Genomic DNA, 24,459 nt, shown 5'->3' with positions numbered 1-24,459 from the left:
AAACCCAAAAACTAAAATGGGTATACGCAATCCGGTGGTCACACCGTTGGTGCTTCCGGAATTTGGAATCATATGTCTGCATAGCCCTAGCAGGCCATGCTAACGATTAACGCACCCTTGGTGCTTATTTAATCAACAGTACCAAAGGTCCATAAGAATTCGGAAACCTAAAATGGGTATACACAATCCGGCGGTCACACTGTTGGTGCTTCCGGAATTTGGAATCATATGTCTGCATAGCCCTAGCAGACCATGCTAACGATTAACGCACCCTTGGTGCTTATTTAATCAACAGCACCAAAGGTCCATAAGAATTCGGAAACCCAAAAACTAAAATGGGTATACGCAATCCGGTGGTCACACTGTTGGTGCTTCCGGAATTTGGAATCATATCTCTGCATAGCCCTAGCAGGCCATGCTAACGATCACCGTACCCTTGGTGCTTACTTAACTGCAAGCACCAAAGGTGCCAAATCAATAGCCTTGGGCAACGCCCAAGGAAACATGCGACTACGCCACCCAAGCGCCAAAGGCGCGGAATCAACAGCCAGTGGCAACACCCCTGCTTTGGAAAATCGATAGGACGCAGGCGTAAGAACAAAGCCGGCGGAGAAGATCCCCTAGCCGGCCTGCTAATCTATGTTGGTTGCCCTTTTGCTTAGGTCAAGTTTAGGGCCACCTTCTTCCCCGTCTTTACGGCTTTGTAAATCGCATCGATGATGATCAGGTCCTTTAGCCCCTCTTCTCCATCTACCGGGAGGACGGGTTTTTTGCCTGCCAGGATAATGTCGGACATCTCGTCCATCTGCACTGTCTGATGGGTGATGTGTGGCTTGTCCAAGGGACCCTTGTGAGTGCGCCCTTGGATGGGACCGTAACCGGTAGAGGGCTGCATCTCGGCAAATCCCTTTTCCCCATTGAGGTAAAACTTGTCCAATCCGTTCATGTTGTAGGTAGACAGGCAGGACGCCACCGCCCCACTGGGGAATCCAAACTGAAACTGGATGGTTTCATCCACCCCGGGCTTGAATTTGACGGGATCGGTCTTGGTCTCCTGGGCGGTGACCCAGATAGGCTCCTCGCCCACCATATACCGGGCGCCGTTTACGGAGTAGATGCCTATGTCCATCATGGCACCGCCACCGGCGAGTTCTTTATTCAACCTCCATTGGGTAGGGTCGCCGATCCGGAAGCCGCTCAGGCCCTGAAAGAACATGATCTTGCCCAGTTCTCCTTCCCGCCGCATACGGACGACCTCCAGCGTATTGCCTTCAAAGCGCATGCGATAGCCCACCAGCAGGTGTACGTTTGCCTTCTTGCACTCGGCCACCATTTCCCGGCCTTCCTTGGCGTTTAGCCCCATGGGCTTCTCGCAGATCACGTGCTTGCCGGCACGGGCCACCCGGATGGTCTGGTCCTTGTGCTGGGAGTTGGGCGTGATGATGTATACGGCGTCTATGTCGGGATTGTCCTTGATGGCGTCGAAGTTTTCGTAGTTGTAGCAGTTTTTGGCGGGGATATTATACTTGGATTGCCATTCGGTTACCTTGGAGGGAGTACCGCTGATAACGCCCACCAGTTTGGCCTTTTTGCAGTCCTTCATGGCTTCCGCCACCCGGGTGCCGTAGCTGCCCAGCCCCATAATGGCGACCCGAAGAATGGGCCCCTGATAGGCCTCGGTGGTGGAGATTTCGGAAAAATCCCGGGCCAGCGAAGGCGCAACAAAGGGAATGGAAGCGGCGGAAAGGGTAAGCTTTTGTAAAAAACTTCTGCGTGATTTCATAGGCTTATTGGTTTATGGTTATTGTTGAACTACGGGGTACGGGAAATTTTGTTCTTTCGACCTGTAGAGGCACGTTAAAGATACTCTTTTTCTGCCAAACGATGAAAATCGTATCCACTAAAATCCAGCCACTGCCTATTCTAGGGCCAGGCAACGATCCCTGTTTTTCCCTGACTGGTCCTGCCCCAAATTTGCTCAATCATGCATATCTGATCATCAATATTTTTTTGTTCATCCTATTTTACGCACTAAGGATTCTTTTTCGGCTGAAAAGTACTAACAGGCCGAGCTATTTGCGGGATTGATTGTCGCACCGTTGGGGATTGTGGGGATTGGGACAACATGTTTGCATAGCCCTGACAGGCCATGTTACTGATTACAGCACCGCCGATGCTTTTGTAAAGATCCCCGAATGGTTCCATAGCCGTGTTGGCTAGGTTAGTCCCCTTCGGGAAGTTGGTACATATTCAACTGCAAGCACCAACGGTGCCAAATCAGTAGCCTTGGGCAACGCCCAAGGAAGAATGAGAACACTCCACCCAAGCGCCGAAGGCGCGGAATCAAAAGCTTACGGCCGTGGTATCACCCAAATACCCCTGCTTTGGGAAAATAGTAGGACGCAAGAATTCCAAGCGTAGCGCTGCTGTTCGTGGGTAATGAAACATCATGACAGCACAAGAACTATTGGCACCAAACAGCTCAGGTGGAAGAAACGTCAACAGAGCCAATCCCAGGCAAGCCAATTAAAAAATGAGGAGATTCATCTGCAAATTATCCCTACCGCACTAAAAGGGACAGGTAAGGAATGGTTATCTTAGCGAGCCCTTAAAACCAACGAGATGACAAAAAAGACCCTACTATACCAAACCGAAAATGAGTTGACAGTGGAGGAATTTGCCTCGCTTCTCCGGCGGTCCACCCTGGGTGAACGACGCCCGGTTGATGACGAGTCCCGTCTCGCCTCCATGCTGCGGCATGCCAACCTGATCGTCACTGCAAGGGATGGGGACCTGCTGGTAGGTGTTTCGCGGGCACTGAGCGATTTTTCGTTTTGCACCTACCTTTCGGATCTGGCCGTGGATAGTGCCTACCAAAAACAGGGGATCGGCAAGGAACTGATACGCCGTACCAAGCTGGCGGCGCCAATGGCGAAGCTGATCCTGATAGCGGCCCCCAAGGCCGTAGACTACTATCCGCGGATCGGCATGACCCGACATGATCACTGCTATACCCTTGAAGAGGTGGAAAATCTCCGCTAGGCTCCGTGCTGATGGACGCTTTCTGCCTCCGGCAATGGCTGCCCGGCTCGGATTGCAGCCGAAAAATAGGCCGACACAAAAAAGGACAGTACCTGGTAGGCGCCCACCAACGGGGTAAGCCAGGGATACTGCTGCGATGCGCCAAACCAATCCCCCAGCCAGTAGATGATCCCCAGGCCCACCGTAGCCTTGACCAGCTCAAACGCCCAGGCATGTGGATTGCGGTCCATCAACTCGGTAAATGCATAGATGGAAAGCACCAAAAAGCCCCCATATACGGCCGCATGACTGAAACCAATAGTGACTAGGTGAGCGAACAAATAGATCAACAGCCCATAACAGACCAGCAGCTGCGTCCAGGCCCAGATACTGAACCCACTTGATCCCGGAGGGTCGTATTTTGCATAGGCTTGCAGGTCGGCGATGGTGTAAACGGGGTATCGTTGTTTCACGTCCTCCGGTCTCCAGCCGGTGGGCATAAACCAGATCCGCAGCTTATCCTTCCAACTTCGGGCGTGGTAGGCATCCCGCAGCAGCAGCCAGAAATGCTGAAAATTGATCTTGAGCGGATTCCAGGTTCGGGCTGGGCGCGTGATCCCATACACACAGGGCTCCTCCTCCAGTTCCTCCTGAAAGGTACCAAACCACTTGTCCCACAGGATCAGAAGCTGACCGAAATTCCGGTCCATGTAGATGGGATTGATGGCATGGTGCACCCGGTGGTGGGAGGGGGTGACGATGATTTTTTCCAAAACACCCATCTTGCCGATCAAGCGGGTATGGTACCAAAACTGCAAAAATAGGTGGATAGGTGCCACGACAGCCATGACCTCTACGGGCACTCCCAGCACGGCGGCAGGCAGCAACAAAAAGGCAAAGTAGTCAAACACGGTAGACACGGTCTGCCGCAGGGCGCAGCTTAGGTTAAACTCCTCACTGCTGTGGTGGATCACGTGGCGGTTCCACAGGATGTTGACACGGTGTTCCCAGCGATGCACCCAGTAGCCTTTGAAATCGATGACCAAAATTGTCACCGCATAGGTAAGCCAGGTGGCGTTGATCTTAAAGATCGCTACATGCCCCACCAACCAATCGTAGGTCAGTAGGGATATGGTAAGCCCCAGTACATCCTTGATAACGTTGGTCATTCCGGAACTGATACTGGATACACTGTCGAGGCTGCGGTTTACCTGCTTGCCCATACGCCGGGCGGCCAGCTGCTCCACCAAAATCAGGAGGAGAAAGACCGGCATGGTATAGTTGAGCACTTTGGCATACAGTTCCATATCCGTAGAGGGTTTTCAGAAAAGAAATATAGGAAAAATTCCGGATTGGAAACAACAAACACGCGTTGGATTCTAGCCATAGAATCCAGTTTCGCCCCTGGTATGCCAAACAGCCCAAATAAACGATGAAAATGGGAATCTAACCACCCGAAGGATAGGACACAGGTAGAAAAACCCCTGTGTTAGGCAAAATGCCCACACGATCCTACCGCCTACAGGGTTGGCGATTTGACTTTAGAAAAGGGGTTCGGTTATTAAATCAGAACTAAAGAAAAACCTCTAATAGCACCTACCAAAAACAGTGAAGTCTATACTAGAAGACCATAAAAAAACCATTCTTTATGATGTAATTATAAAATTAACTAATTGAGTCGAAGTTATAGTTTTCAACAGGGCCAGGAGACCCCCCATTGTTAACAAACATCTCACTCATCTCGGGTTCAATCCACTGCTTTCTCATTCTTTTGCTGTTTTTTTGCTTAAAAATTTGACGGTATGCTTTGCATCAAAATTATAGGCTAAATTAAACTTCTTTATTATAAATATGCAAGACCCCTTGGTGTTTATTTTTGCTATTCCCAAAAAAAATAGATTGTAAAGGATACCAATCCGGAACCTCGATTCCTACCCAATACGATAAGGTCAGAAAAAGCCCTTTCCCATCACCTACGCCCTAGCCTAGCCCTTATTCCCTTTCCAGTCAAGCAACAAATGGATTCGGTCTGTGTCCCCAAGATTTTGAACGGCATGGGGTTTTTCGGAATTGTTGATTTCCCAAACCTCACCTGCCTTCATGTGGATCACCTCACCGTCCACTTCAAAAAAACAGTTTTCGTTGGTTTGGATGGGAATATGAACCCTGCTGAACAATTTGAACCCGTCTGCCAGGTCCACATGCCGCAGTACTTGCTTGCCGGCCGGAAGATTGACTAACAACGCGAACTGGAGATACCCTTTTCCGAGCGTTTCGGACAGTATCTTTTTTACCGGTTCCAACTCCCGCATGAACTGCCCAAAATCCTTGTAAAGGTTTATCTTCGAAAAGCCCTGGTCAAAAAGAAGAGGTACGGTCAGCGTTTCTTTATGTACCTCGTGCACTTTTTGCCTGTGCGTGAAGTACCCCCAATCCAGTGACCCCAGCTTCCCGCCAATGCCTGCCACTTCAATGGCCCCCAGAAATTTAAAATTAAAGTCCATAACCAAACGCAATGAAATCTTTCTCGAAAAGCTTGTAGACCTGCTCTTTTTGAATATCTGTAAGGGAATCCTGTATCGACTCCGAATAAGTGCCCATATTCTTTTGCGGAAGTGCCGGGAGGGACACGCCCAACCTATCCGATAGTCCGGAACTATCAGCGCTCAATTCCTCCAGCCTAACCTAATGAACCGGCCGATTCACATCATTCCAATCCACCTGGTCCATGTAAAACCTCAGCCCGCCCCAGTTTCCGCGGGCAAAGGACTTCTCCCTGTGTTGGGGGTCTTCGTAAAAATTCCGGTAAAACTCCTCCCACTTGTCCGGCAGCAAGCATTTGTACATGGCGAGTTTTTCCAAGAGCGCTTGCAGAGCCATTGTTTTTCCCAGTATCCGTTCCTGATGCTTCCAAGCGGAAACGAAGCGGTTCAGGGGGTTTCTGACCACCTGAACGATGCGGTAGGAGGAGAGACTCTTCTCCGTTAGCCCGTGTACATACATCAGTTCAGATAGGGTCAGGTGGTAATGGGGAAAGGGAAGCTGCCTAAATTCAGGTCTTGGCAGCCCCTGTACAGACGAAAACAGGCTTCTCACCGAGGAGGAGCCTGTTTTGGAAGGTGTCAGCACGATTAGTTGGAGGGAATCAAGGATCAAATTAACTTGCACTCCCGTAAAAGACTCCCTCAGTAAGATTGGGAGTAAACCCACCCTGAACGCTCATGCCTTTCATTTCCGGTTCAATCCATTGTTTTTTTTCGTTTTCCATGATTAGCTGTTTTTTTGATGAAAGAATCGCATTTATCTTATTTCTGCGTAAGAAAATATCTTCTGCTTAAAAAAGCAAGCCATTCCGGATTTTTTAGCCCAGACACCGAGGAGTTCAAAGCAGGCCAATCCAAAATCTACGTTTAGATTCTAAGGCGAAACACCGGAAATCTACGCCCTAGCCCTTATTCACTTTCCAATCAAGCAACAAATGGATGCGGCCAGTGTTTCTTTATGTACCTCGTGCACTTTTTGCCTGTGCGTGAAGGATCCCCAATCCAGTGACCCCAGCTTCGCGCCAATGCCTGCCACCTCAATGGGGAAAGGGAAGCTGCCTAAATTCAGGTCTTGGCAGCCCCTGTACCGACGAAAACAGGCTGTCCGTAAAGTTGGATGGGCTGCTTGGCCCCGCTTGTAAGGTGGCATGCTTTATCCAGCCTCGATCTCGCTCTACCAAGATGGAAGGGCTGACGCCCCTACCCCTTGGATACTGGGTTCGCTTTCCGAATATTCGGCACCAAGGCTTTTCTCAAACAGTAAACACCAAACCGATAAGTGCCCCGGACTTTTCCCGAACAATATTTGTCAAATTGCCGACTACGATCCCGTGCAACTAATAACATACTGTTTCAAAGCTATAGGTAGAAGGTGCTTTCCTGCCGGAAAATCGACAGGGTAATTACCCAAATCACCCACTTCATGTATAGTTGGAGATTCAACCTTTTCCGGATATCCCGGAAAAATAATCGCATAAAAAAAGCTGTCCCAAAAGGGCAGCCTCTTTTGAAAGGTGTCAGAAACATTAATTTTAGGGAACCAAGGATCAAATTAACTTAAAGACCCAGAGAAGGCTGCCTCATAAGTATCGGGAAGAGTCCCACCCTGAACACTCATGCCTTTCATTTCCGGTTCAATCCATTGTTTTTTTTCCTGCTTTTTCTCGTTTTCCATGTTTAGCTGTTTTTTGGTGAAAGAATTGCATTTATCTTATTTCTGCGCAAGAAAAAATACTATCTGCATAAAAGCAAGCCATTCCGGAATTTTTAGCCTGGATACCGAGGGGTCCAATGCCGAGCTATGCGAAAAGATTATTTTCCGGACAAAACAGGGAATTTTTCGCATTACACGTATCTTTGGGCAGCAGGCCGGAACGGTGATCCGGGCAAAAACACCAGGCCTATGCCGCTCTGCGAAGCACCGTTTTTGAGATACATGTTAAGCCTACACCCTTATGATCCCACAGATACCCGAAAACCCGTACCTTCTACTTACCCCAGGCCCACTCAGTACCAGCAAGACCGTGCGCGGTGCCATGACGCGCGACTGGTGCACCTGGGACGATGACTACAAACAGATCGTCCAGAAAATCCGGGAAGAACTGATCGGCCTAAGTGGCGGCGGGGAAAACTATACCGCCGTATTGATGCAGGGAAGCGGCACCTTTGCCGTGGAGTCGGTGATGTGGTCCTGCCTCAAGCCCGACAGCAAGATCCTCGTGCTGTCCAACGGTGCCTACGGCAAGCGCATGGGGAAAATTGTGCAAATGATCGGCGTACCGCACCGGGTATTGTCCTGGGAGGAAGGCCAGCAGCCCGACCCCGGGCAGGTAGAGGAAATCCTGCAAACAGACCCTGCGATCACCCATATAGGCATGGTACACAGCGAAACCACCACTGGCATGCTCAACCGCTACGAACCCCATGCCCGGTTGGCGGAACAGTACGGCAAGATTTTCATACTGGATGCCATGAGCAGCTTCGGGGGTATTCCCTTGGACATTACTGCTCCAACGGTGGATCTGCTGATCAGCAGCGCCAACAAGTGCATTCAAGGGGTACCGGGATTTGGCTTTGTATTGGCACGAAAAGAGGTGTTGAAGAGCTGCAAGGGCAACTCCAAAAGCCACTCCCTAGACCTGTACGATCAGTGGGATGCCATGGAGCAGGACAAGGGCAAATGGCGCTTTACCTCACCCACCCACACGGTAAGGGCCTTTTTGCAGGCCATCTCCGAGCTGCACGAGGAAGGGGGCATTTCCGCACGGCACGAGCGCTATTGGGCCAACCACCACAGCCTGATCAAGGGCATGGCAGCGGTAGATGTGCAGCCGTTTTTGCAGGAAGAAGACCGGTCACCGATCATTACGGCCTTTTTGGAGCCGGAAAGCCCGGATTTTAGTTTTGGTGTCCTCTACGAAAAACTCAAAGCAGAGGGATTTGTGATCTACCCGGGAAAGGTCTCCCACGCGGCTACCTTCCGGATAGGCCATATCGGACATGTGTTTCCGGAGGATTTCGAGCGACTGGGTGCCGCGCTCCAAAAGATCAGGTTTTGGTAGGAGTCGGAATTTAGCCGTATATTGACGGTATAATCCTACCCATTATGAACCGAAGGAACTTCTCGAAAAAAGCCTTGGCAGCGTCTTTTGCCTTGGGCATTGGATCCCAACTCACAGCCTGGGGCAAAGCAGCACCCATTTCCCTACGACTGGGAGGCCCTATCTATCAAAAATATTCCGAACCGGAAGCCTGGATTCAGGCTGTAAAAGCCAAGGGATACCGGGCCGCCTATTGTCCTGTTGGCTTAGGTGCCAATACAACGGAAATAAAAGCCTACGAAGCCGCTGCAAAGAAAGCAGACATCGTTATCGCGGAAGTCGGCGCTTGGAGTAACCCCATCAGCCCCGATACGGATATGGCCAAGGCAGCCTACCAAAAATGCGTGGATTCCCTTGCGTTGGCAGATGAAATAGGCGCCAACTGCTGCGTAAACATCAGCGGTTCCAAAAACCCGGTACATTGGGCAGGCCCACACGCCGATAACCTTACCTCGGAGACCTTCGAGCAGATCGTGGAAGTATCCCGCAAAATCCTCTTGGAAGTCAACCCCAAGCGCACCTACTTTGTGTTGGAACCCATGCCCTGGACCTATCCGGACAACGTGGATTCCTACCTGAAGCTGATCAAAGCCATCGCCCATCCACATTTTGGCGTGCACATGGATCCGATGAACCTGATCACTACGCCCACCCTCTTCTACCGCAACGCCGACCTGATACGGGATTGCTTCCGGCGGCTTGGACCCCATATCCGTAGTTGCCATGGTAAAGATATCGTCATTAAAGAAGATTACTACATGCCGCAGTTTACGGAGGTACGCCCGGGATTGGGCGTTTTGGATTACCAGGTATTTCTAAAAGAACTCGCCAAAATCCCCGAAATCCCCCTTATGATGGAGCATTTGCCTTCCGAGGCGGAATACGACCTGGCTGCCGCCCATATCCGGGCAGAAGGAGAAAAGGCTGGCATTCGCCTTTAACCGGTCAAAAAAAGCAGCTTTATCAGGAAACCTAGGCCAAAAAACACCAACGTGGCAACCCCGTAGTAGCGCAATACCCCCAGTCGGTTTACCACCGAATGAAACCACAGCACCGTCACCGGACGAACCATACCGGCTACCAAGGCACTTAATGATACAAATGCCAGTGTTTGAATAAAATAATACACCGTTTCCATGCGGCTTAAAAAGCCAAAAGGCAGCTTGCGGCTGCCTTTTGCTATTCGGTTTATTTCTTTCGTTTGATTTCTTCCATCTTGTACCCTTCAAAGGTATCCCCGATCTGTATGTCGTTAAAGCCTTTGATCGAGACACCGCACTCGTAGCCGGATCTCACTTCCGATACATCGTCCTTAAAGCGCTTCAACTGATCGATATCGCCGTCATGGATAACGATACCGTCCCGAATCACGCGGATCTTGTTCTTGCGGTTCATTACCCCATTGGTCACGTAACAACCCGCCACGGTACCGATTTTGGAGATCTTGAATACCTCACGGACTTCGATGTTTCCGGTGATCACCTCTTCAAACTCAGGCTCCAGCATGCCTTCGATGGCATCCTTGATCTGGTTGATGGCATCGTAGATCACGGAGTAGTGCCTGATTTCGATCTCTTCCTGCTCGGCAAGCCTTTTTGCGTTGGCAGACGGCCTCACCTGGAAGCCGAGGATAATGGCATCAGAGGCAGAGGCCAATAGCACGTCCGACTCGGATATCTGTCCCACCCCTTGGTGGATGATGTTCACACTTACTTCATCTTTGGAAAGCTTCAGCAAGGAATCCGAGAGGGCCTCCACCGAACCGTCCACGTCACCTTTGATAATGATGTTGAGTTCCTTAAAGCTACCGATGGCCAATCGCCTGCCGATCTCATCAAGGGTAATATGTTTCTTGGTACGTAAGCTTTGCTCCCGCTGTATCTGCTCCCTGGAGTTGGCGATTTCCCTCGCTTCCCGCTCGGTATCGTAGACCTTGAAGATATCTCCGGCCTGAGGGGCTCCCCCCAGACCAAGTACCTGCACCGGTGTAGACGGAGCGGCGGCCTCCACCTTTTTGCCCAGGTGGTCAAACATTGCCTTCACACGGCCATAGTGCTGACCGGCAAGTATTACGTCTCCCACGCGAAGTGTACCCGCCTGTACCATGATGGTGGATACGTATCCGCGACCCTTGTCCAGCGACGCCTCTACCACGGTACCTATGGCGTTTTTGTTCGGGTTGGCCTTGAGCTCCAAGATCTCTGCTTCCAACAACACCTTTTCCAACAGCTCGTCTATGCCCAACCCTGTCTTGGCAGATATCTCCTGAGACTGGTACTTACCGCCCCAGTCTTCCACCAATAAGTTCATATTGGCGAGTTCTTCCTTGATTTTGTTGGGATTGGCATTTGGTTTATCGACCTTATTGATCGCAAATATCATTGGCACGCCCGCTACTTGGGCGTGGTTGATGGCTTCCTTCGTCTGCGGCATCACGTTGTCGTCAGCGGCTATCACGATGATGGCTACGTCCGTGATTTTGGCACCCCGCGCACGCATGGCGGTAAAGGCTTCGTGACCCGGTGTATCCAAGAACGCGATTTTGTGGCCTGTATTGGTCATCACATCGTAGGCACCGATGTGCTGGGTGATACCGCCAGCTTCGCCATGGGTTACCTTAGACCGACGGATGTAATCCAAGAGGGATGTTTTTCCGTGATCGACGTGACCCATGATCGTGACGATGGGGGCACGCTCTTCGAGTTCATCCGGAGCATCTTTCGTTTCGATAATGCTCTCCTCCTCGTCCGACTTGGTAAACTCCACGTCGTAGTTGAATTCGTCGGCGATAATCGTAATCGCCTCAGCATCCAGCCGCTGGTTGATGGAAACGAACATACCCAAGGACATGCAAACAGATATGACCTCGTTTACGGACACATCCATCAGCGAAGCCAAATCGTTGGCTGAGATAAACTCGGTTACCTTAAGGATGCGTGTATCCTCAATGTACTCCTCCACTTCCTTGTTTCGATCCGAACGTTTGTCTCTTCGGTTCTTGCCTTTTCCGCCTCCCTTGGAGCCTCCCTGCAATCGCGCCAGTGTCTGCTTGATCTGCTCTTGGATTTCCTTTTGTGTGGGCTCTGCTTTCTGGAATCGGTTGCCTGCGGGAGCTGCTCCCCTTGCTCCGGGTCGCTGATTGGGTGTCCCTCTGCCTGGCACACCCGGTTTCCTTGCGGCCACATTGCGCGCCTGACCTGCATCGGCAGCGGGAGCCTCGCCCGGCTTCTGCTTTTGATCGATGCGTTTGCGGGGCCGCTTTTTCTTGTCTTTGGAGCCGCGCTCATCCGAAGATGCCACGGGCTTGGACTTCTTCTTGGACTTATCTACCGGCAGTTCGATTTTGCCAAGTACGGTAAGCCCTTTGAGGGAATCGGCCTTTGCCGCAATCACCTCATCTTGTTTTTGTACTGTCTCTGATGGATTCACTTGAGTATTCGATTCTCCATCAGAGGGTTGATCCGCCTTCGGAGCAGGATCTTCTTTTGGAGTGGCTGGTGGTTGCTTGGCTTCCGGCTGGAGAGCCTCCGCAGGTTTCTCAACAGCGGGCGACGTTGCTTCCGGGGTAATGATGGGCTTCTCTGGTTGAACGGGAGCTACCGGCTCAACGGGCGCTTTGGCGGGCGTTTCAGCGGCCGGGGATTCTACGCGTGGAGCTTCCTTCTTGGGGATAGGGGTCTCCACAGGCGGAGCGGGCTTTTCGGCAGCCGGCTTCGGCTTCTCTGCCGGTTCGGCAGGCCTCTTGGCATCCAAGTCGATCTTTCCGACTACCTTAATCCCCTGAAGCTTGGGCGCTTCCGGTACGATCTTTTCGGTTTCTTCTTTTTTGGCAATAGGTTCAGCAACGGCAGGCTTCTCTTCCGCTTTCACAACGGGTTTCTCAACAACTTCCTGCTTCTTGGGCCTTTCGGGCTCGATTTCTGATTCGGCTTTTATGACGATGTTCTCTCCGTGGCGTTTACCAATAGATAGATGAGCGGCCTCCTCTTTATCTTGGGCAGAGGACTTAAACTCCTTAGCGAGCATATCAAAATGCTCCAGACTAATTTTAGAGTTTGGATTTCCTTCTACCTCAAAGCCTTTTTTTGCCATAGACTCGACGATGGTGGAAATCCCCACGTTGAGCTTTCTGGCAACTTGGCCCAATCGCATCATTTTTTCTTCTGACATACGCTAAACCTAATCCTACTTATTTTAATGTTCTGCAAATATAACCCCGAAAGCGAATATTCTATGGGATTTTATTGCTCAAATTCTTGTTTTAATATCCGAAAGACCTCGTCGATGGTCTCCTCTTCCAGCTCAGTTCGGCGAATCAAATCCTCCTTGGTCAGTGCCAATACACTCTTGGCGGTATCTAACCCAGTCTTTTTGAATTCCAAGATGACCCATTCCTCGATTTCATCCGAGAATTCCGCCAAATCCACATCCTCCTCTTCTTCGTACTCTGACAACTCCCTGAACACATCGATCTCATAGCCAACGAGTCGGCTGGCCAATCGGATATTGTATCCACCCTTGCCTATAGCCAACGAGACCTGATCGGGCTTCAGAAAAACCGAGAGGCGCTTACGCTCCTCATCCACTTGAATGGAAGATACTTTGGCCGGACTTAACGCACGGGTCACGTACAGATCCAAATTTTCCGTGTAGTTGATCACGTCGATGTTCTCGTTTTGCAGCTCTCTGACCACTGCGTGGATCCTGCTTCCCTTCATGCCTACACAAGCCCCCACCGGATCGATGCGGTCATCATAAGACTCTACGGCCACCTTGGCGCGCTCGCCCGGCTCTCGTACGATCTTCTTGATGGTGATGAGCCCGTCATACACCTCGGGAACTTCGTTTTCGAACAGCCTTTCCAGGAATATCGGCGATGTCCTCGAAAGAATGATCCGGGGGTTACCGTTGATCATCTCTACCTTGTGTACAATCGCCCGTACCATGTCTCCCTTGCGGAAACGGTCCTTTGGTATCTGCTCACCCTTTGGCAAAATCAACTCATTGCCCTCACCGTCCATCAGCAAGGTTTCCCTGCCCAGAATCTGATATACTTCGGCATTGATGATCTCACCGGCCAATTCCTCGTAGTGCTGAAAAAGGATGTCTTTCTCCAGGTCCTTGATCCGCTGTATCAATGTTTGGCGCGCCATCATGACCGCCCTGCGTCCAAAATCCTCCAGTTCTATACGCTCGTAGGTTTCTTCGCCTATCTCAAAATCCGGCTCTATCTTCCGAGCCTCCGAAAGGCTGATTTTGTCGTAATCCCAAATGTCTTCCGAATCGTCGTCCACGATCTCCCTGATCCGCACAATCTCAAGGTCGCCCTTGTCGGCATTGATGATGACATCAAAGTTTTCGTCCGTTTCGTATTTCTTCCGAATCATCGCTCTGAATACATCCTCTAGGATTCGGATCATGGTGGGACGGTCCACGTTTTTGGACCTTGCGAACTCCGCAAACGATTCAATTAAAACTTTAGCATCCATTGTTTTTACTTAAAAGAAACCAATACTGTAGACTTTTTTATCTGATTAAAGGCCAGTGCAATTTCTGTCTCCGTCGCCTTTTTTCCTTTTTCCTTTTGCTTCACGACCAAAACAATGCCAGTTTGGCCAACCTCCTTCAGCCTTCCCTCCACCGACTCTCCCGACTCCAGCACAACCTGAAGGTTTCTGCCTTCGTTTTTGGCGTACTGCCTACGGGAACTGAGGGGGTAGCCCACCCCGGGGGAGGACACCTCGATCGTGTAGGCTGTAGGGATCAACTCCTTCGCTTCTATCTCCTCCGATACCTCCCGGCTTACCTTTGCGCAGGTGTCGATGTTTACTCCCTGATCCGCATCAATGAGAATACCAAGCACCGTTTTGTAGCCGACTTGGTTTACCTTGACCTCCACTATGAAATGAGAATCATCCGGCAAATGCTTTTCTACAATCTCGGCAATAGTCTGTTCTAGCTCCATGTCTTTACTCCCCTCCGCAAGGTACCCTTGCGTGTTTAATATCGTAAACGAAAGAGGGGACGTCGTGTCCCCTCTCTGGCTGATTGTCAAATACGCTACAAAGGTAATAAAATTATTTTCCTAAAAAAAGTATTGAAACTTTGATAAATTTGCGGGATGCGATCACACGAGCTAAAACTATTCAATACCCTCTCCCGCCAAAAAGAAAAATTTGAACCATTGAATCCTCCCCGCGTGGGCATGTACGTCTGCGGCCCGACCGTCTATGGCGATGCCCACCTGGGCCACGCCCGTGCGGCCGTTTCCTTTGACGTAGTGTTTCGGTACCTCACTTTTTTGGGCTACACAGTACGGTATGTGCGCAATATAACCGATGTGGGCCACCTGGAGGCAGATTCGGACGACGGGGAAGACAAGATCGCGAAAAAAGCCAAACTGGAGCAGCTAGAGCCCATGGAAGTGGCCCATCACTACGCCGCGTCCTACCACCGGGACATGGAGCTGCTTAATACCCTGACACCCAGTATAGAGCCAAGGGCTACCGGCCATATCCCCGAGCAGATCCAGTTGGTAGAAGATATTCTAAAGCAGGGGTTGGCCTACGAGACCAACGGGAGCGTCTATTTTGACGTGCTCAAATACAATGAAAATACCCGATACGGAAGGCTTTCCGGACGGGTGATCGAAGAGTTGATTAGTGGAAGCCGCGACCTAGATGGGCAATCGGAAAAACGCAATGCCCTGGATTTTGCCCTTTGGAAAAAAGCCGCTCCGGAACACCTAATGAAATGGCCTTCACCTTGGAGCCTCGGGTTTCCGGGCTGGCACTTGGAATGTACTGCGATGTCCAGCAAATATTTAGGACAACACTTCGATATCCACGGGGGTGGTATGGACCTGATGTTTCCGCACCATGAGTGCGAAATAGCACAGGGCAACGCCTGCAACCACCAAGATCCTGCAAAATATTGGCTGCACAACAACATGATCACCATCAACGGGCAAAAGATGGGCAAGTCTCTGGGGAATTTCATCACTCTCCAGCAACTTTTCCAAGGCGACCATCCCGTGTTGGAACAGGCCTATAGCCCAATGACCATCCGGTACTTTATCCTTACGGCGCATTACCGTTCCACCTTGGACTTCTCCAATCAGGCCCTGCAGGCGGCACAAAAAGGATATAAAAAACTCATTAATGGGTTCCGCATTTCCGGTTTGTTGGAATACGCTGATGAACCCGGTGCCAGCCCGGACGAAAAACAGGTGGAGCAGGTGCAGAAAAGCATAAAAGCTGCCTATGCCGCCATGGACGATGATTTTAACACCGCCCAAGCAATCGGACACTTGTTTAACCTCCTCAAAAAAATAAACAGTGTATATACCGGACAGCTGTCTCCTTCCGTTTTTGGCAAAGAGGTATTTGACAACATGGTGCAAACCTACCGAATCTTTGTGACCGACATCCTCGGACTTAAGGAGGAGAAAATAGACACCCAAGAACCGCTTCTGACGATGCTCTTAGGCCTTTACCAAGAAGCAAAAACGGCGCGTGATTATGGCAGGGTGGATGAGATACGGGCCAACCTTAAAAACCTCGGCATCATCGTCAAGGATATGAAACACAAAATTGACTGGGCTTATGAAGAGTAGAAGGTGGATCTACCTGATCCTGTTACTGATAGTAGCCTGCGAAAAATCAACTACGCGTGAAACGATTGAAACCCCTCCGGTTTCGTTTGTTACCACCATTCCCACCTTCCATGCCGACTCCGCCTATGCCTATATCCAACGGCAGGTTGACTTTGGCCCTAGGGTACCCAATACCCCTCCCCATCGCCAAACGGCGGACTGGCTGGTCGGAAAATTCGAGTCTTTTGGGCTTACGGTACAGAGACAGGAGTTCACAGCACGCACCTACGACGGTCTGAACTGGAACCTGACCAACATCATCGCCTCCTTTCAGCCTCAGGCTTCCAAACGAATCCTAATCGCCGCCCATTGGGATACACGCCGCATGGCAGATAAGGATTCCGAGCGGATCAATGAACCCATCGACGGGGCAAACGACGGCGGAAGTGGCGTGGGGGTCATCCTCGAACTGGCCCGGGTATTGAGTCTCACCGATCTGCCACCGCAGGTGGGAGTGGATTTTATCCTCTTCGACGGAGAGGACGATGGAGAGCCTGAATTTTCGCGCCGCCGAAACAACAATCAGATCTGGTGGTGCCTGGGATCCCAACATTGGTCGACTACGCCGCACAAACCCGGCTACAGTGCCTATTTCGGCATCCTGCTGGATATGGTGGGCGGCAAAGGAGCCCGGTTTTACAAAGAAGGGTATTCGGTGCATTATGCCAAAAACGTGGTAGACAAAGTATGGAGTTACGCGCATCATCTCGGCCATGGTGATTTTTTTATCATGCGCCAGACGGAAGCCATCACCGACGACCACCTTTTCGTAAACAAAGACGCCAACATCCCTATGATCAACATCATCGAATACAGCCCGGATTTCGGATTTGGTCACTATCACCATACCCATGCGGACAATATGGATTTGATCGACCGAAAAACCTTGCAGGTTGTGGGAGAAACCGTTCTGTTTACGCTCTATCAGGAATAACTGCCCGTTTACTCAAAACCACATCCCATGTTAGGTACCCGTATCCAGTCTGAGTTTTCCCGATTGTTTGGAACAGTCCCTTTGATGATTGCATCGCCTGGCAGGATAAACCTGATAGGAGAGCACACCGATTACAATGGCGGCTTTGTGCTTCCGGCGGCGATCGACAAATCCATTTACTTTGGCTTCGCCAAGAACAATACACGGACAGCCCGTGTTTACAGCCTTGACTACAAAGCCATGGAAACCTTTGAGCTGGATGAGCGGCAACCTCGGGAAAAAGGTTGGATCAACTTCATTCTGGGCGTCACGGTACAACTGCAGCGGGCGGGCCACCCCGTAGAAGGTTTCGATTGTGTATTCGGGGGAGATATTCCCATCGGCGCCGGTCTTTCTTCCTCCGCAGCCTTGGAAAACGGCGTCGGGATGGGTTTGTCCGAACTGTTTGAATTGGAGATCCCCAAGCAGGAGCTCATACTACATTCCCAACGTGCCGAGCATGAATTTGCAGGGGTAAAGTGTGGCATCATGGACATGTTTGCCTCGATGATGGGACGCAAAGGGCATGCGCTCCGGCTGGACTGCAGAAGCCTGGATTTCGCCTATTTTCCCCTCTCGCTGGGTGGTTTCAAATTAGTGCTGTTGGATACCCGGGTGGAGCATTCGCTGGGAGACAGTGCTTACAATACCCGCCGGGAGGAATGTAGGCAAGGTGTTGAAAAGGTCGCTTCCCGTTACCCGCAGGTAAGAAGCCTCCGGGACGTTAGCCTGGATAGGTTGAATGAAGTCAAGCAAGACTTACCGGGCAAGGTATATGACCGCTGCCGCTACGTGATCGCCGAAAACCAACGGGTGCTCAAAAGCTGTGAACTGCTGGCGCAAGGTGATTTGGCCGGATTTGGTAGAGAAATGTATAGCTCCCATGACGGCTTGTCGGGTCTGTACGAGGTAAGCTGCCCGGAATTGGATTTTCTGGTAGCACAGGCACGGGAAAATCCCCATGTACTGGGAGCCCGAATGATGGGCGGAGGATTTGGGGGCTGCACCCTCAACCTTGTTGCCTCAGATCAGGTAGATGCCTTTGTATCCGAATTGTACGAATCTTACGAAAGGGCGTTCGGCATAGCATTGAAAAGCTACGTGGTCGCCACTTCGGATGGCACACGCCGCCTTTTCTGAGCTTCGGAAAGGTAGCTGTATAGCGTGTATTGAAAAAGGCTCATTTTTAATAGGGTTTTGAGGAACTATCAGCCCCGCCGATAGGTTAGCAAGTGCCCACTTCGTATGGTCCTCTCGATTTATTCTGTGGACGAAAGAACATAGTAGACCTTTTGGAAAAGCCTGTTTTAAAAAAAGGCCCTCACGTCGGTTTGGGCGATAGGTGAATTTATGATAAATTTCACCCGTATTGCAGAATTTACCCCAGAAACCAACGAACTGAAATCAACAGTAAACTGTATTGAAACCGGGCTATCTGGTAGATAAAAAAGGAATCATCGATGAACAAGATCAACGTTAAGCAGGTCAAAACTGTCATCAAAAAGGCCGCCACGTTTGTACAGGTCTCCCAGGGTTTCCTTACCGGTCTGGTTATTTTTTTGGCGGCCATGGTTCTGATCAATGGTATGTGGCTCGTCAGCGCTTTCTATAAACAACCCGACTTGTTTTCACAATTTTTTGAAATCGACGACGTATTTGTCCCGGGATATACCCCGCAGTTTGAGCGCGCCATCACGGAATACCAGGCAGGCAACTACGAGCAGGCCATACGGCTGGGCAGGTCGATACTGGAGCAGTATCCTACGAGTGACACGCTAAAGTATTTCCTCGGTTCTTCCCATTTGGCCCAGCGAGACATCAAAGCTTCCCTATACTACCTGCGGGACGTAGCTGCGGACGATTCCTCCCCCTTGCAATCAAATGCCTCTTATGGCCTTGGACTTGCCTATCTGCTCGAAGGGAATGCCTCCCTAGCTATATACAACTTAGAGCGAAGCAGCCATCCCCGGTCGTCGGAGCTTTTGAGGATTCTGTCCGCAGAATGATCACCGAATTTTTTTCGGCATTTACCTTTTCTATACAAATTATTTTTTAGATTTGACCGAATACGTAGAAATTCTCCACATCAACTTAATTTCAAGAATCATCCTCCCTGAAAACACAGGTCCTTATGAAATCAAACCCGCCAATGGGAGATAGAGATTCCGTCCAAATAAGCCGGGACAAGTTGTGAACGCTAAAAAACAAATTATAATCACATGAAGAAAAAGATATGGCTCGTGGTCTTGGTGATGACCACATTTACGGCTCAGGCACTGGTCCGCATGCCCCACGTGTTTTCAGACCACATGGTGCTACAACGAGAACAGGAAATTCCCGTTTGGGGCTGGGCAGACCGACGGGAAAGGGTTCAGGTTTCCTTTCAGGGAAAAACGTACACCACCCGTGCCGACCAGGAAGGCAAATGGAGGCTCAACCTGGCTCCCAGCGCAGCTGGAGGGCCGTTTATACTTGAAGTGAAAGGGTCACAAAACCATATCACCTATCAGGATGTACTGGTGGGAGACGTATGGATGCTCGGTGGACAGTCCAATATGGAATGGCCACTTAAAAATACCAATCACGGCGAAGACAGCATTGCCGTCGCGGATTTTCCGATGATCCGGCTTTTTGAGGTAGGCAGAAATATGAGCCTTACACCCATTTCCGATGTACCGGAAGCCAACTGGTCTATCTGCACACCCGAATCCGTGGCAAACTTCTCTGCCATAGGCTATTATTTCGGCAAACAGCTCCACCTAGAAAAAGGTATCCCCGTGGGCTTGCTCGATATCAATTGGGGCGGAACGGTGTCCGAGGCATGGACCAGTCACGAAGCACTGCGGTCGCACCCGGATTTTTCGGAGCGTGTAGCCAACTTTCAGTCCGGCCCCGTCGAGGGGTTTGATCCGGAAGAAAAACGGCCCAACTTGTGGCCCACCAGCCTGTTTTACGGAATGCTGGAGCCTATTATTCCTTTTGGCATCAAAGGAGCATTGTGGTATCAGGGTGAGTCCAATGCCCCAAGGGCCTACCAATACCGGGAAATTTTCCCCTTGATGATCCAGGATTGGCGTAAACATTGGGGACAGGGGGATTTTCCCTTCATCTGGGTGCAACTGGCTAATTTCAAAGCCGCAAAAGAACTGCCCGGAGAAAGCGATTGGGCTGAGCTTAGGGAGGCGCAATCCATGACGCTGTCCCTGCCCCATACCGGTCAGGCGGTCATCATCGAAAAAGGAGAGGCCAACGATATCCACCCGAGAGACAAATGGACAGTGGCTAACCGGCTCTACCTGGCAGCAGCAAAGGTGGCCTACGGCCAAGAGGTGGTATTCAGTGGACCAGTATACAAAGCCATGAAAACGGAAGGCAATACCCTGCGGGTAAGCTTTGATCACGTAGGTTCTGGCTTGTGGATAAACGATAGGTATGGTTACGTAAAGGGGTTTGCCGTCGCCGGCACAGACCGCCAATTTCATTGGGTGAAGGGTACACAGGATGGGAACGATATACTGCTCGATGTATCCTCCATCGCAAACCCTGTGGCCATTCGCTACGGATGGGCAGACAACCCGGACGATGTAAACGTCTACAATAAAGAGGGATTACCCTTGGAGCCTTTTCGGACTGACGATTGGCAGGGTATCACCTACGGAAAAAAATAAAAGAATAGCAGTAGAACGGCCTAGGCTGGTCAAATGTCCAGCCTAGGTCGTTTTTTATCTTTACGACATAGGGCGAGTTCTCCCACAACGCCAACGTTGAGTTGGAAGCGATCAGCTTTCCTGTTCTACAATTGACTTCACGCACTCTACCCAAGTATCGTTGGCGTTTAGACTGGGAACCAAATCCCAGGCCTTTCCACCCAGCTCGATAAACTCCTCTTTGTACTCTTCCCCAACCTCTACTGTGGTTTCCAGGCAATCTGCAACGAACGCCGGAGAAAATACCAGCACCTTTTTAACGCCTTCTGCGGCCATTTCCTTGATTAGGTCTTCGGTATACGGCTTAATCCAAGGGTCGTTACCAAGCCTGGACTGAAAGCATGTTTTTACCTTTTCTTGGGGAAGCTGCAGCCGCTCTGCGATCAACCGGGTAGTAAAAAAGCACTGGGACCGATAACAGAACTGGTTCTTTTTGGTGTAATTGGCGCAACATTTATCGCTAAGTTGGCAATACCCATCGACAGAGCCCTTTTTGATCTGCCGCTCGGGCAGTCCATGGTAGGAAAATACAAACATGTCGTAATTCTCCCTCGCGATGTACTCCCTGCCCAATTCTTCCCATGCCTCCAAAAACAAGGGATGTTCCACAAAGTTGGTGACGAAGGATAGGTTGGGGATGATCTGCCACTTCCTGGCCTCCTCCATTACTTTGTCGATTACCGAACCGTTGGTCGCAGAGGCGTATTGCGGAAAGAGGGGCAATACTATTATTTTTTTTACATTGCCTTTGTTCAGTGCCTTTAATCCATCGGCTATGCTGGGGCTTTGGTAGCGCATCGCCATCTCCACGTGGTATTTTTTGGGATCCAGCTTCTCTTTCAGCTTTGCGGTAAGGTCTTCCGTATGGAACATAAGCGGCGAGCCCCGATCGGTCCAGAGCTTCCTATACTCTTTAGCGGATTTGGGAGCCCGAAAAGGCGCAATGATCAGGTTCACCAGCATCCATCGCGGGATAAACGGAATATCTATCACCCTTCCATCCATCAAAAACTCTCTCAGGTATTTTCGCACATCACCCGTGGCTGTACTGTCCGGAGTTCCGAGATTGACCAGCAAGACGCCAATCTTTGCGGTATTTTTGCTCATTTTCCTCTATTGTTTTTTGATACGATCTTACAACCAAAGGTACACCCAAATGTTATAAAATGGCAAACTATCCCGTCAATAAGGCATCGCATACAAAAGGCTGCCTTTATTCCGATGACAATCAATGCACCGATATTTTAGTATCTTTGTCCGGATTGCCGGGATGAAGACCCTCGCAATGGACACTAACCGATTGATACCATGATCCTCGCGTCGGAACTGAATTTTTCGCTTCCCCTTCAGAACCCAGTTTTGAAGTTTTCCATAATCCTGTTCATCATTCTTTTTGCCCCGCTCCTGTTAAATAGAATCCGTGTGCCCCAACTGATCGGATTGATCATAGCCGGTGCAGTGATAGGCCCCAACGGTTTTCACCTATTGGAACGGGAAAGCAGCGTAATCCTTTTTGGAACGGTAGGGCTCCTGTACATCATGTTCCTGGCCGGCTTGGAAATTGACCTGGGAGATTTTAAGAAAAACAAAGACAAGAGCATCGTATTCGGTCTGTATACCTTTCTGATACCGATGGGCCTTGGAACCTTGGCAGGGATCTACGTGCTCGGTTTTGGCTGGATGACCTCGGTACTGCTGGCCAGTATGTTTGCTTCCCATACGCTGATTGCCTATCCATTGATCAGCAAAATGGGCATTGCAAAAAACAAAGCCGTAAATATCACCGTAGGAGGCACCATGATCACCGATACCCTTGCCCTATTGGTGCTGGCAGTCATCGCCGGAATGGCCGTGGGTGAGATTACCAACGATTTTTGGATACGGCTTGGCATATCCATGGTGATCTTTGCGGGTATTGTTATCTTTATTTTCCCCCTGCTGGGGCGCTGGTTTTTCAAGAAATACGACGACAATATCTCCCAGTACATCTTTGTATTGGGGCTGGTGTTTTTGGCCTCCTTTTTGGCTGAGGCAGCCGGTGTGGAGGCGATTATCGGCGCCTTTTTGGCGGGATTGGCACTGAATCGGCTTATTCCCCATACCTCTCCACTGATGAACCGGATTGAATTCGTGGGCAACGCCCTGTTCATTCCCTTTTTCCTGATAGGTGTTGGGATGCTCATCGATGTTAGGGTGTTTTTCGTGGATGTACAGACCATATTTGTAGCAGTGGTAATGACCGTAGTGGCCACCTTTTCCAAATACGTAGCTGCCATGCTAACCCAAAAGACCTACTCCCTGTCCAAGGCACAGCGCGACGTCATCTTCGGACTATCCAATGCGCAGGCGGCCGCCACGTTGGCCGCTGTCCTCGTTGGCTACCAGATTATTTTGGGAGAAACGCCCGAGGGTGAACCCATCCGTCTCTTGAATGAAGCCGTCCTAAACGGCACCATCTTGATGATCCTGGTTACCTGTACAATCGCTTCCTTTGTGGCGCAACGCGGAGGAGCCCAGATTGCCCTGGAAGAGATGGATGCCGATGCAGAAAAAACCTCTGACGAAGAAGCCACGGAAAAAATCCTCATACCGATCAACTATCCCGAAAACATCGAGGAGTTGATCAACCTGGGGGTGACCATTAAATCCCAAAAATCCCAGCACTCACTGATCGCACTGAATATCATCCCCTCGGACAACGACGACGTAAAACTGGAAAAGGACGCCAAAAAGCTATTGGAAAAGGCGACGATCGCCGCCGCAGCTACCGACAATCAGCTAACCGAGCTCATTCGATACGATAGCAACATCGTGCAGGGTATCACCAATGTAGTGAAAGAACAGAAGGTATCCGATATTATTTTGGGTCTGCATAAACATGCGGGTCTCTCCGGTTCCTTTTTGGGAAATCTCACCGAAGGTATTTTGAGCAAAGTAAATACCACTACGCTTATTTACCGCTTTACCCAACCTCTCAATACCATCGAGCGCTACATCATTGTGGCGCCTGAAAATGCCGAAAAAGAAATCGGTTTCCCTTTCTGGCTGCTGCGTGTTTGGAACATCGGGCGAAATACAGGTGCCAAACTGGTTTTTTATGGCACCAAGGGACTGATCAGGTACGTGAAGGAAATCCACAAAAACCACGGATTGGAAGTAGAATACCGCGAATTTTCCGAGTGGGAGGATTTTTTGATTATCTCTCGGGACATGCGTGAAAACGACGCCCTGTTTGTCGTGCTGAGCCGGAAAAATGAGATCTCCTTTACCCCATACATGGACAATATCCCCAAGTACCTGAACAAGTACTTTAAGGCGTATAATTTCGGGCTTATATATCCCATGCAGCAGGGGCTGTCCGAATTCAAAGCGGGCAATATCTTCAGCCCGTTTGTAAACAGCTTTGAGCGGCTAGAAGACATAAGCCATACATTGGGTACACTGTTCAAAAAGAAGTGAC

The 24,459-nt window shown here is 50.3% G+C and carries 21 protein-coding genes; 9 read left to right on the top strand and 12 right to left on the bottom strand.

All coding sequences use genetic code 11. The annotated features are described in order from the left end of the window. Positions 1 to 658: 658 nt before the first annotated feature. Complete coding sequence (locus ADIS_RS11520; protein ID WP_010854689.1) at positions 659 to 1,783, bottom strand: Gfo/Idh/MocA family protein; 1,125 nt, start codon at positions 1,781 to 1,783, stop codon at positions 659 to 661. Between the two features lie 839 nt (positions 1,784 to 2,622). Between ADIS_RS11520 and ADIS_RS11510 the strand changes: the two genes are divergently transcribed. After that, a complete protein-coding gene (locus ADIS_RS11510) occupies positions 2,623 to 3,042 on the top strand; it encodes a GNAT family N-acetyltransferase (protein ID WP_010854687.1) in 420 nt (139 codons plus the stop codon). Here ADIS_RS11510 and ADIS_RS11505 read toward each other — a convergent pair. The 6 genes from ADIS_RS11505 to ADIS_RS23560 form a co-directional block, all read right to left on the bottom strand. Beyond that, entirely contained in the window at positions 3,039 to 4,328 is a 1,290-nt protein-coding gene (locus ADIS_RS11505; RefSeq protein WP_010854686.1) for a sterol desaturase family protein, read from the bottom strand. The genes ADIS_RS11510 and ADIS_RS11505 overlap by 4 nt on opposite strands. Before the next feature lie 678 nt (positions 4,329 to 5,006). Continuing rightward, on the bottom strand, positions 5,007 to 5,525 hold the full coding sequence (locus tag ADIS_RS22345; protein ID WP_010854684.1) for an aspartyl/asparaginyl beta-hydroxylase domain-containing protein: 519 nt from the start codon (positions 5,523 to 5,525) through the stop codon (positions 5,007 to 5,009). Continuing rightward, complete coding sequence (locus tag ADIS_RS22990) at positions 5,515 to 5,691, bottom strand: hypothetical protein (protein ID WP_155907401.1); 177 nt, start codon at positions 5,689 to 5,691, stop codon at positions 5,515 to 5,517. Before ADIS_RS22990 ends, ADIS_RS22345 begins: the two co-directional genes overlap by 11 nt. Before the next feature lie 15 nt (positions 5,692 to 5,706). Next, entirely contained in the window at positions 5,707 to 6,117 is a 411-nt protein-coding gene (locus ADIS_RS11495; RefSeq protein WP_035805709.1) for a sulfotransferase family 2 domain-containing protein, read from the bottom strand. A 360-nt stretch (positions 6,118 to 6,477) separates the two neighbouring features. Continuing rightward, positions 6,478 to 6,714: a hypothetical protein gene (locus tag ADIS_RS22985; RefSeq protein ID WP_155907399.1), complete on the bottom strand. Its 237-nt coding sequence runs from the start codon at positions 6,712 to 6,714 to the stop codon at positions 6,478 to 6,480. 402 nt (positions 6,715 to 7,116) lie between these two features. Beyond that, entirely contained in the window at positions 7,117 to 7,239 is a 123-nt protein-coding gene (locus ADIS_RS23560) for a hypothetical protein (RefSeq protein WP_010854677.1), read from the bottom strand. Positions 7,240 to 7,519: 280 nt separating this feature from the next. Here ADIS_RS23560 and phnW point away from each other — a divergent pair, with 280 nt between their 5' ends. Together phnW and ADIS_RS11480 are read left to right on the top strand one after the other, a co-directional pair. Then, entirely contained in the window at positions 7,520 to 8,626 is a 1,107-nt protein-coding gene (phnW, locus tag ADIS_RS11485) for a 2-aminoethylphosphonate--pyruvate transaminase (protein WP_010854675.1), read from the top strand. Positions 8,627 to 8,670: 44 nt separating this feature from the next. Continuing rightward, positions 8,671 to 9,606 (top strand): sugar phosphate isomerase/epimerase family protein, encoded by a 936-nt coding sequence (locus ADIS_RS11480; RefSeq protein WP_010854674.1) that lies wholly within the window; start codon positions 8,671 to 8,673, stop codon positions 9,604 to 9,606. On the opposite strand, the gene ADIS_RS11475 is transcribed toward ADIS_RS11480, so the two are convergent. From ADIS_RS11475 to ADIS_RS11460, 4 genes are all read right to left on the bottom strand, one after another. Continuing rightward, positions 9,603 to 9,803 carry a hypothetical protein gene (locus ADIS_RS11475; RefSeq protein ID WP_010854673.1) on the bottom strand — a complete coding sequence of 67 codons (201 nt, stop codon included), beginning with the start codon at positions 9,801 to 9,803 and terminating at the stop codon, positions 9,603 to 9,605. The genes ADIS_RS11480 and ADIS_RS11475 overlap by 4 nt on opposite strands. A 50-nt stretch (positions 9,804 to 9,853) precedes the next feature. After that, the gene (gene infB / locus ADIS_RS11470; protein WP_010854672.1) at positions 9,854 to 12,835 is read right to left on the bottom strand and encodes a translation initiation factor IF-2; all 2,982 of its coding nucleotides are present in this window, start codon (positions 12,833 to 12,835) and stop codon (positions 9,854 to 9,856) included. Positions 12,836 to 12,906: 71 nt separating this feature from the next. Continuing rightward, positions 12,907 to 14,154, bottom strand: a complete 1,248-nt coding sequence (gene nusA, locus ADIS_RS11465) for a transcription termination factor NusA (RefSeq protein ID WP_035805705.1) — start codon at positions 14,152 to 14,154, stop codon at positions 12,907 to 12,909. Between the two features lie 5 nt (positions 14,155 to 14,159). Continuing rightward, entirely contained in the window at positions 14,160 to 14,630 is a 471-nt protein-coding gene (locus tag ADIS_RS11460; protein ID WP_010854670.1) for a ribosome maturation factor RimP, read from the bottom strand. Between the two features lie 156 nt (positions 14,631 to 14,786). Here ADIS_RS11460 and cysS point away from each other — a divergent pair, with 156 nt between their 5' ends. From cysS to ADIS_RS11435, 5 genes are all read left to right on the top strand, one after another. After that, positions 14,787 to 16,280, top strand: a complete 1,494-nt coding sequence (cysS, locus tag ADIS_RS11455; RefSeq protein WP_010854669.1) for a cysteine--tRNA ligase — start codon at positions 14,787 to 14,789, stop codon at positions 16,278 to 16,280. Continuing rightward, positions 16,270 to 17,253 carry a M28 family peptidase gene (locus ADIS_RS11450; protein ID WP_010854668.1) on the top strand — a complete coding sequence of 328 codons (984 nt, stop codon included), beginning with the start codon at positions 16,270 to 16,272 and terminating at the stop codon, positions 17,251 to 17,253. The genes cysS and ADIS_RS11450 overlap by 11 nt, the downstream gene beginning before the upstream one ends. A gap of 27 nt (positions 17,254 to 17,280) precedes the next feature. Further along, the gene (galK, locus tag ADIS_RS11445; protein ID WP_010854667.1) at positions 17,281 to 18,432 is read left to right on the top strand and encodes a galactokinase; all 1,152 of its coding nucleotides are present in this window, start codon (positions 17,281 to 17,283) and stop codon (positions 18,430 to 18,432) included. 320 nt (positions 18,433 to 18,752) lie between these two features. Next, positions 18,753 to 19,298 (top strand): tetratricopeptide repeat protein, encoded by a 546-nt coding sequence (locus tag ADIS_RS11440; RefSeq protein WP_035805702.1) that lies wholly within the window; start codon positions 18,753 to 18,755, stop codon positions 19,296 to 19,298. A 213-nt stretch (positions 19,299 to 19,511) separates the two neighbouring features. After that, positions 19,512 to 20,960 (top strand): sialate O-acetylesterase, encoded by a 1,449-nt coding sequence (locus ADIS_RS11435; RefSeq protein WP_010854664.1) that lies wholly within the window; start codon positions 19,512 to 19,514, stop codon positions 20,958 to 20,960. A gap of 111 nt (positions 20,961 to 21,071) precedes the next feature. On the opposite strand, the gene hemH is transcribed toward ADIS_RS11435, so the two are convergent. Beyond that, entirely contained in the window at positions 21,072 to 22,106 is a 1,035-nt protein-coding gene (hemH, locus tag ADIS_RS11430) for a ferrochelatase (RefSeq protein ID WP_010854663.1), read from the bottom strand. A gap of 201 nt (positions 22,107 to 22,307) precedes the next feature. Between hemH and ADIS_RS11425 the strand changes: the two genes are divergently transcribed. After that, positions 22,308 to 24,458 carry a cation:proton antiporter gene (locus tag ADIS_RS11425; protein WP_010854662.1) on the top strand — a complete coding sequence of 717 codons (2,151 nt, stop codon included), beginning with the start codon at positions 22,308 to 22,310 and terminating at the stop codon, positions 24,456 to 24,458. Position 24,459: the final 1 nt, after the last annotated feature.

It is taken from the genome of Lunatimonas lonarensis (assembly GCF_000390185.1).
Taxonomy (GTDB): Bacteria; Bacteroidota; Bacteroidia; order Cytophagales; family Cyclobacteriaceae; genus Lunatimonas; species Lunatimonas lonarensis.
The sequence above is the reverse complement of the archived record's forward strand: the minus strand, read 5'-3'. Positions and strand labels throughout refer to the sequence as shown.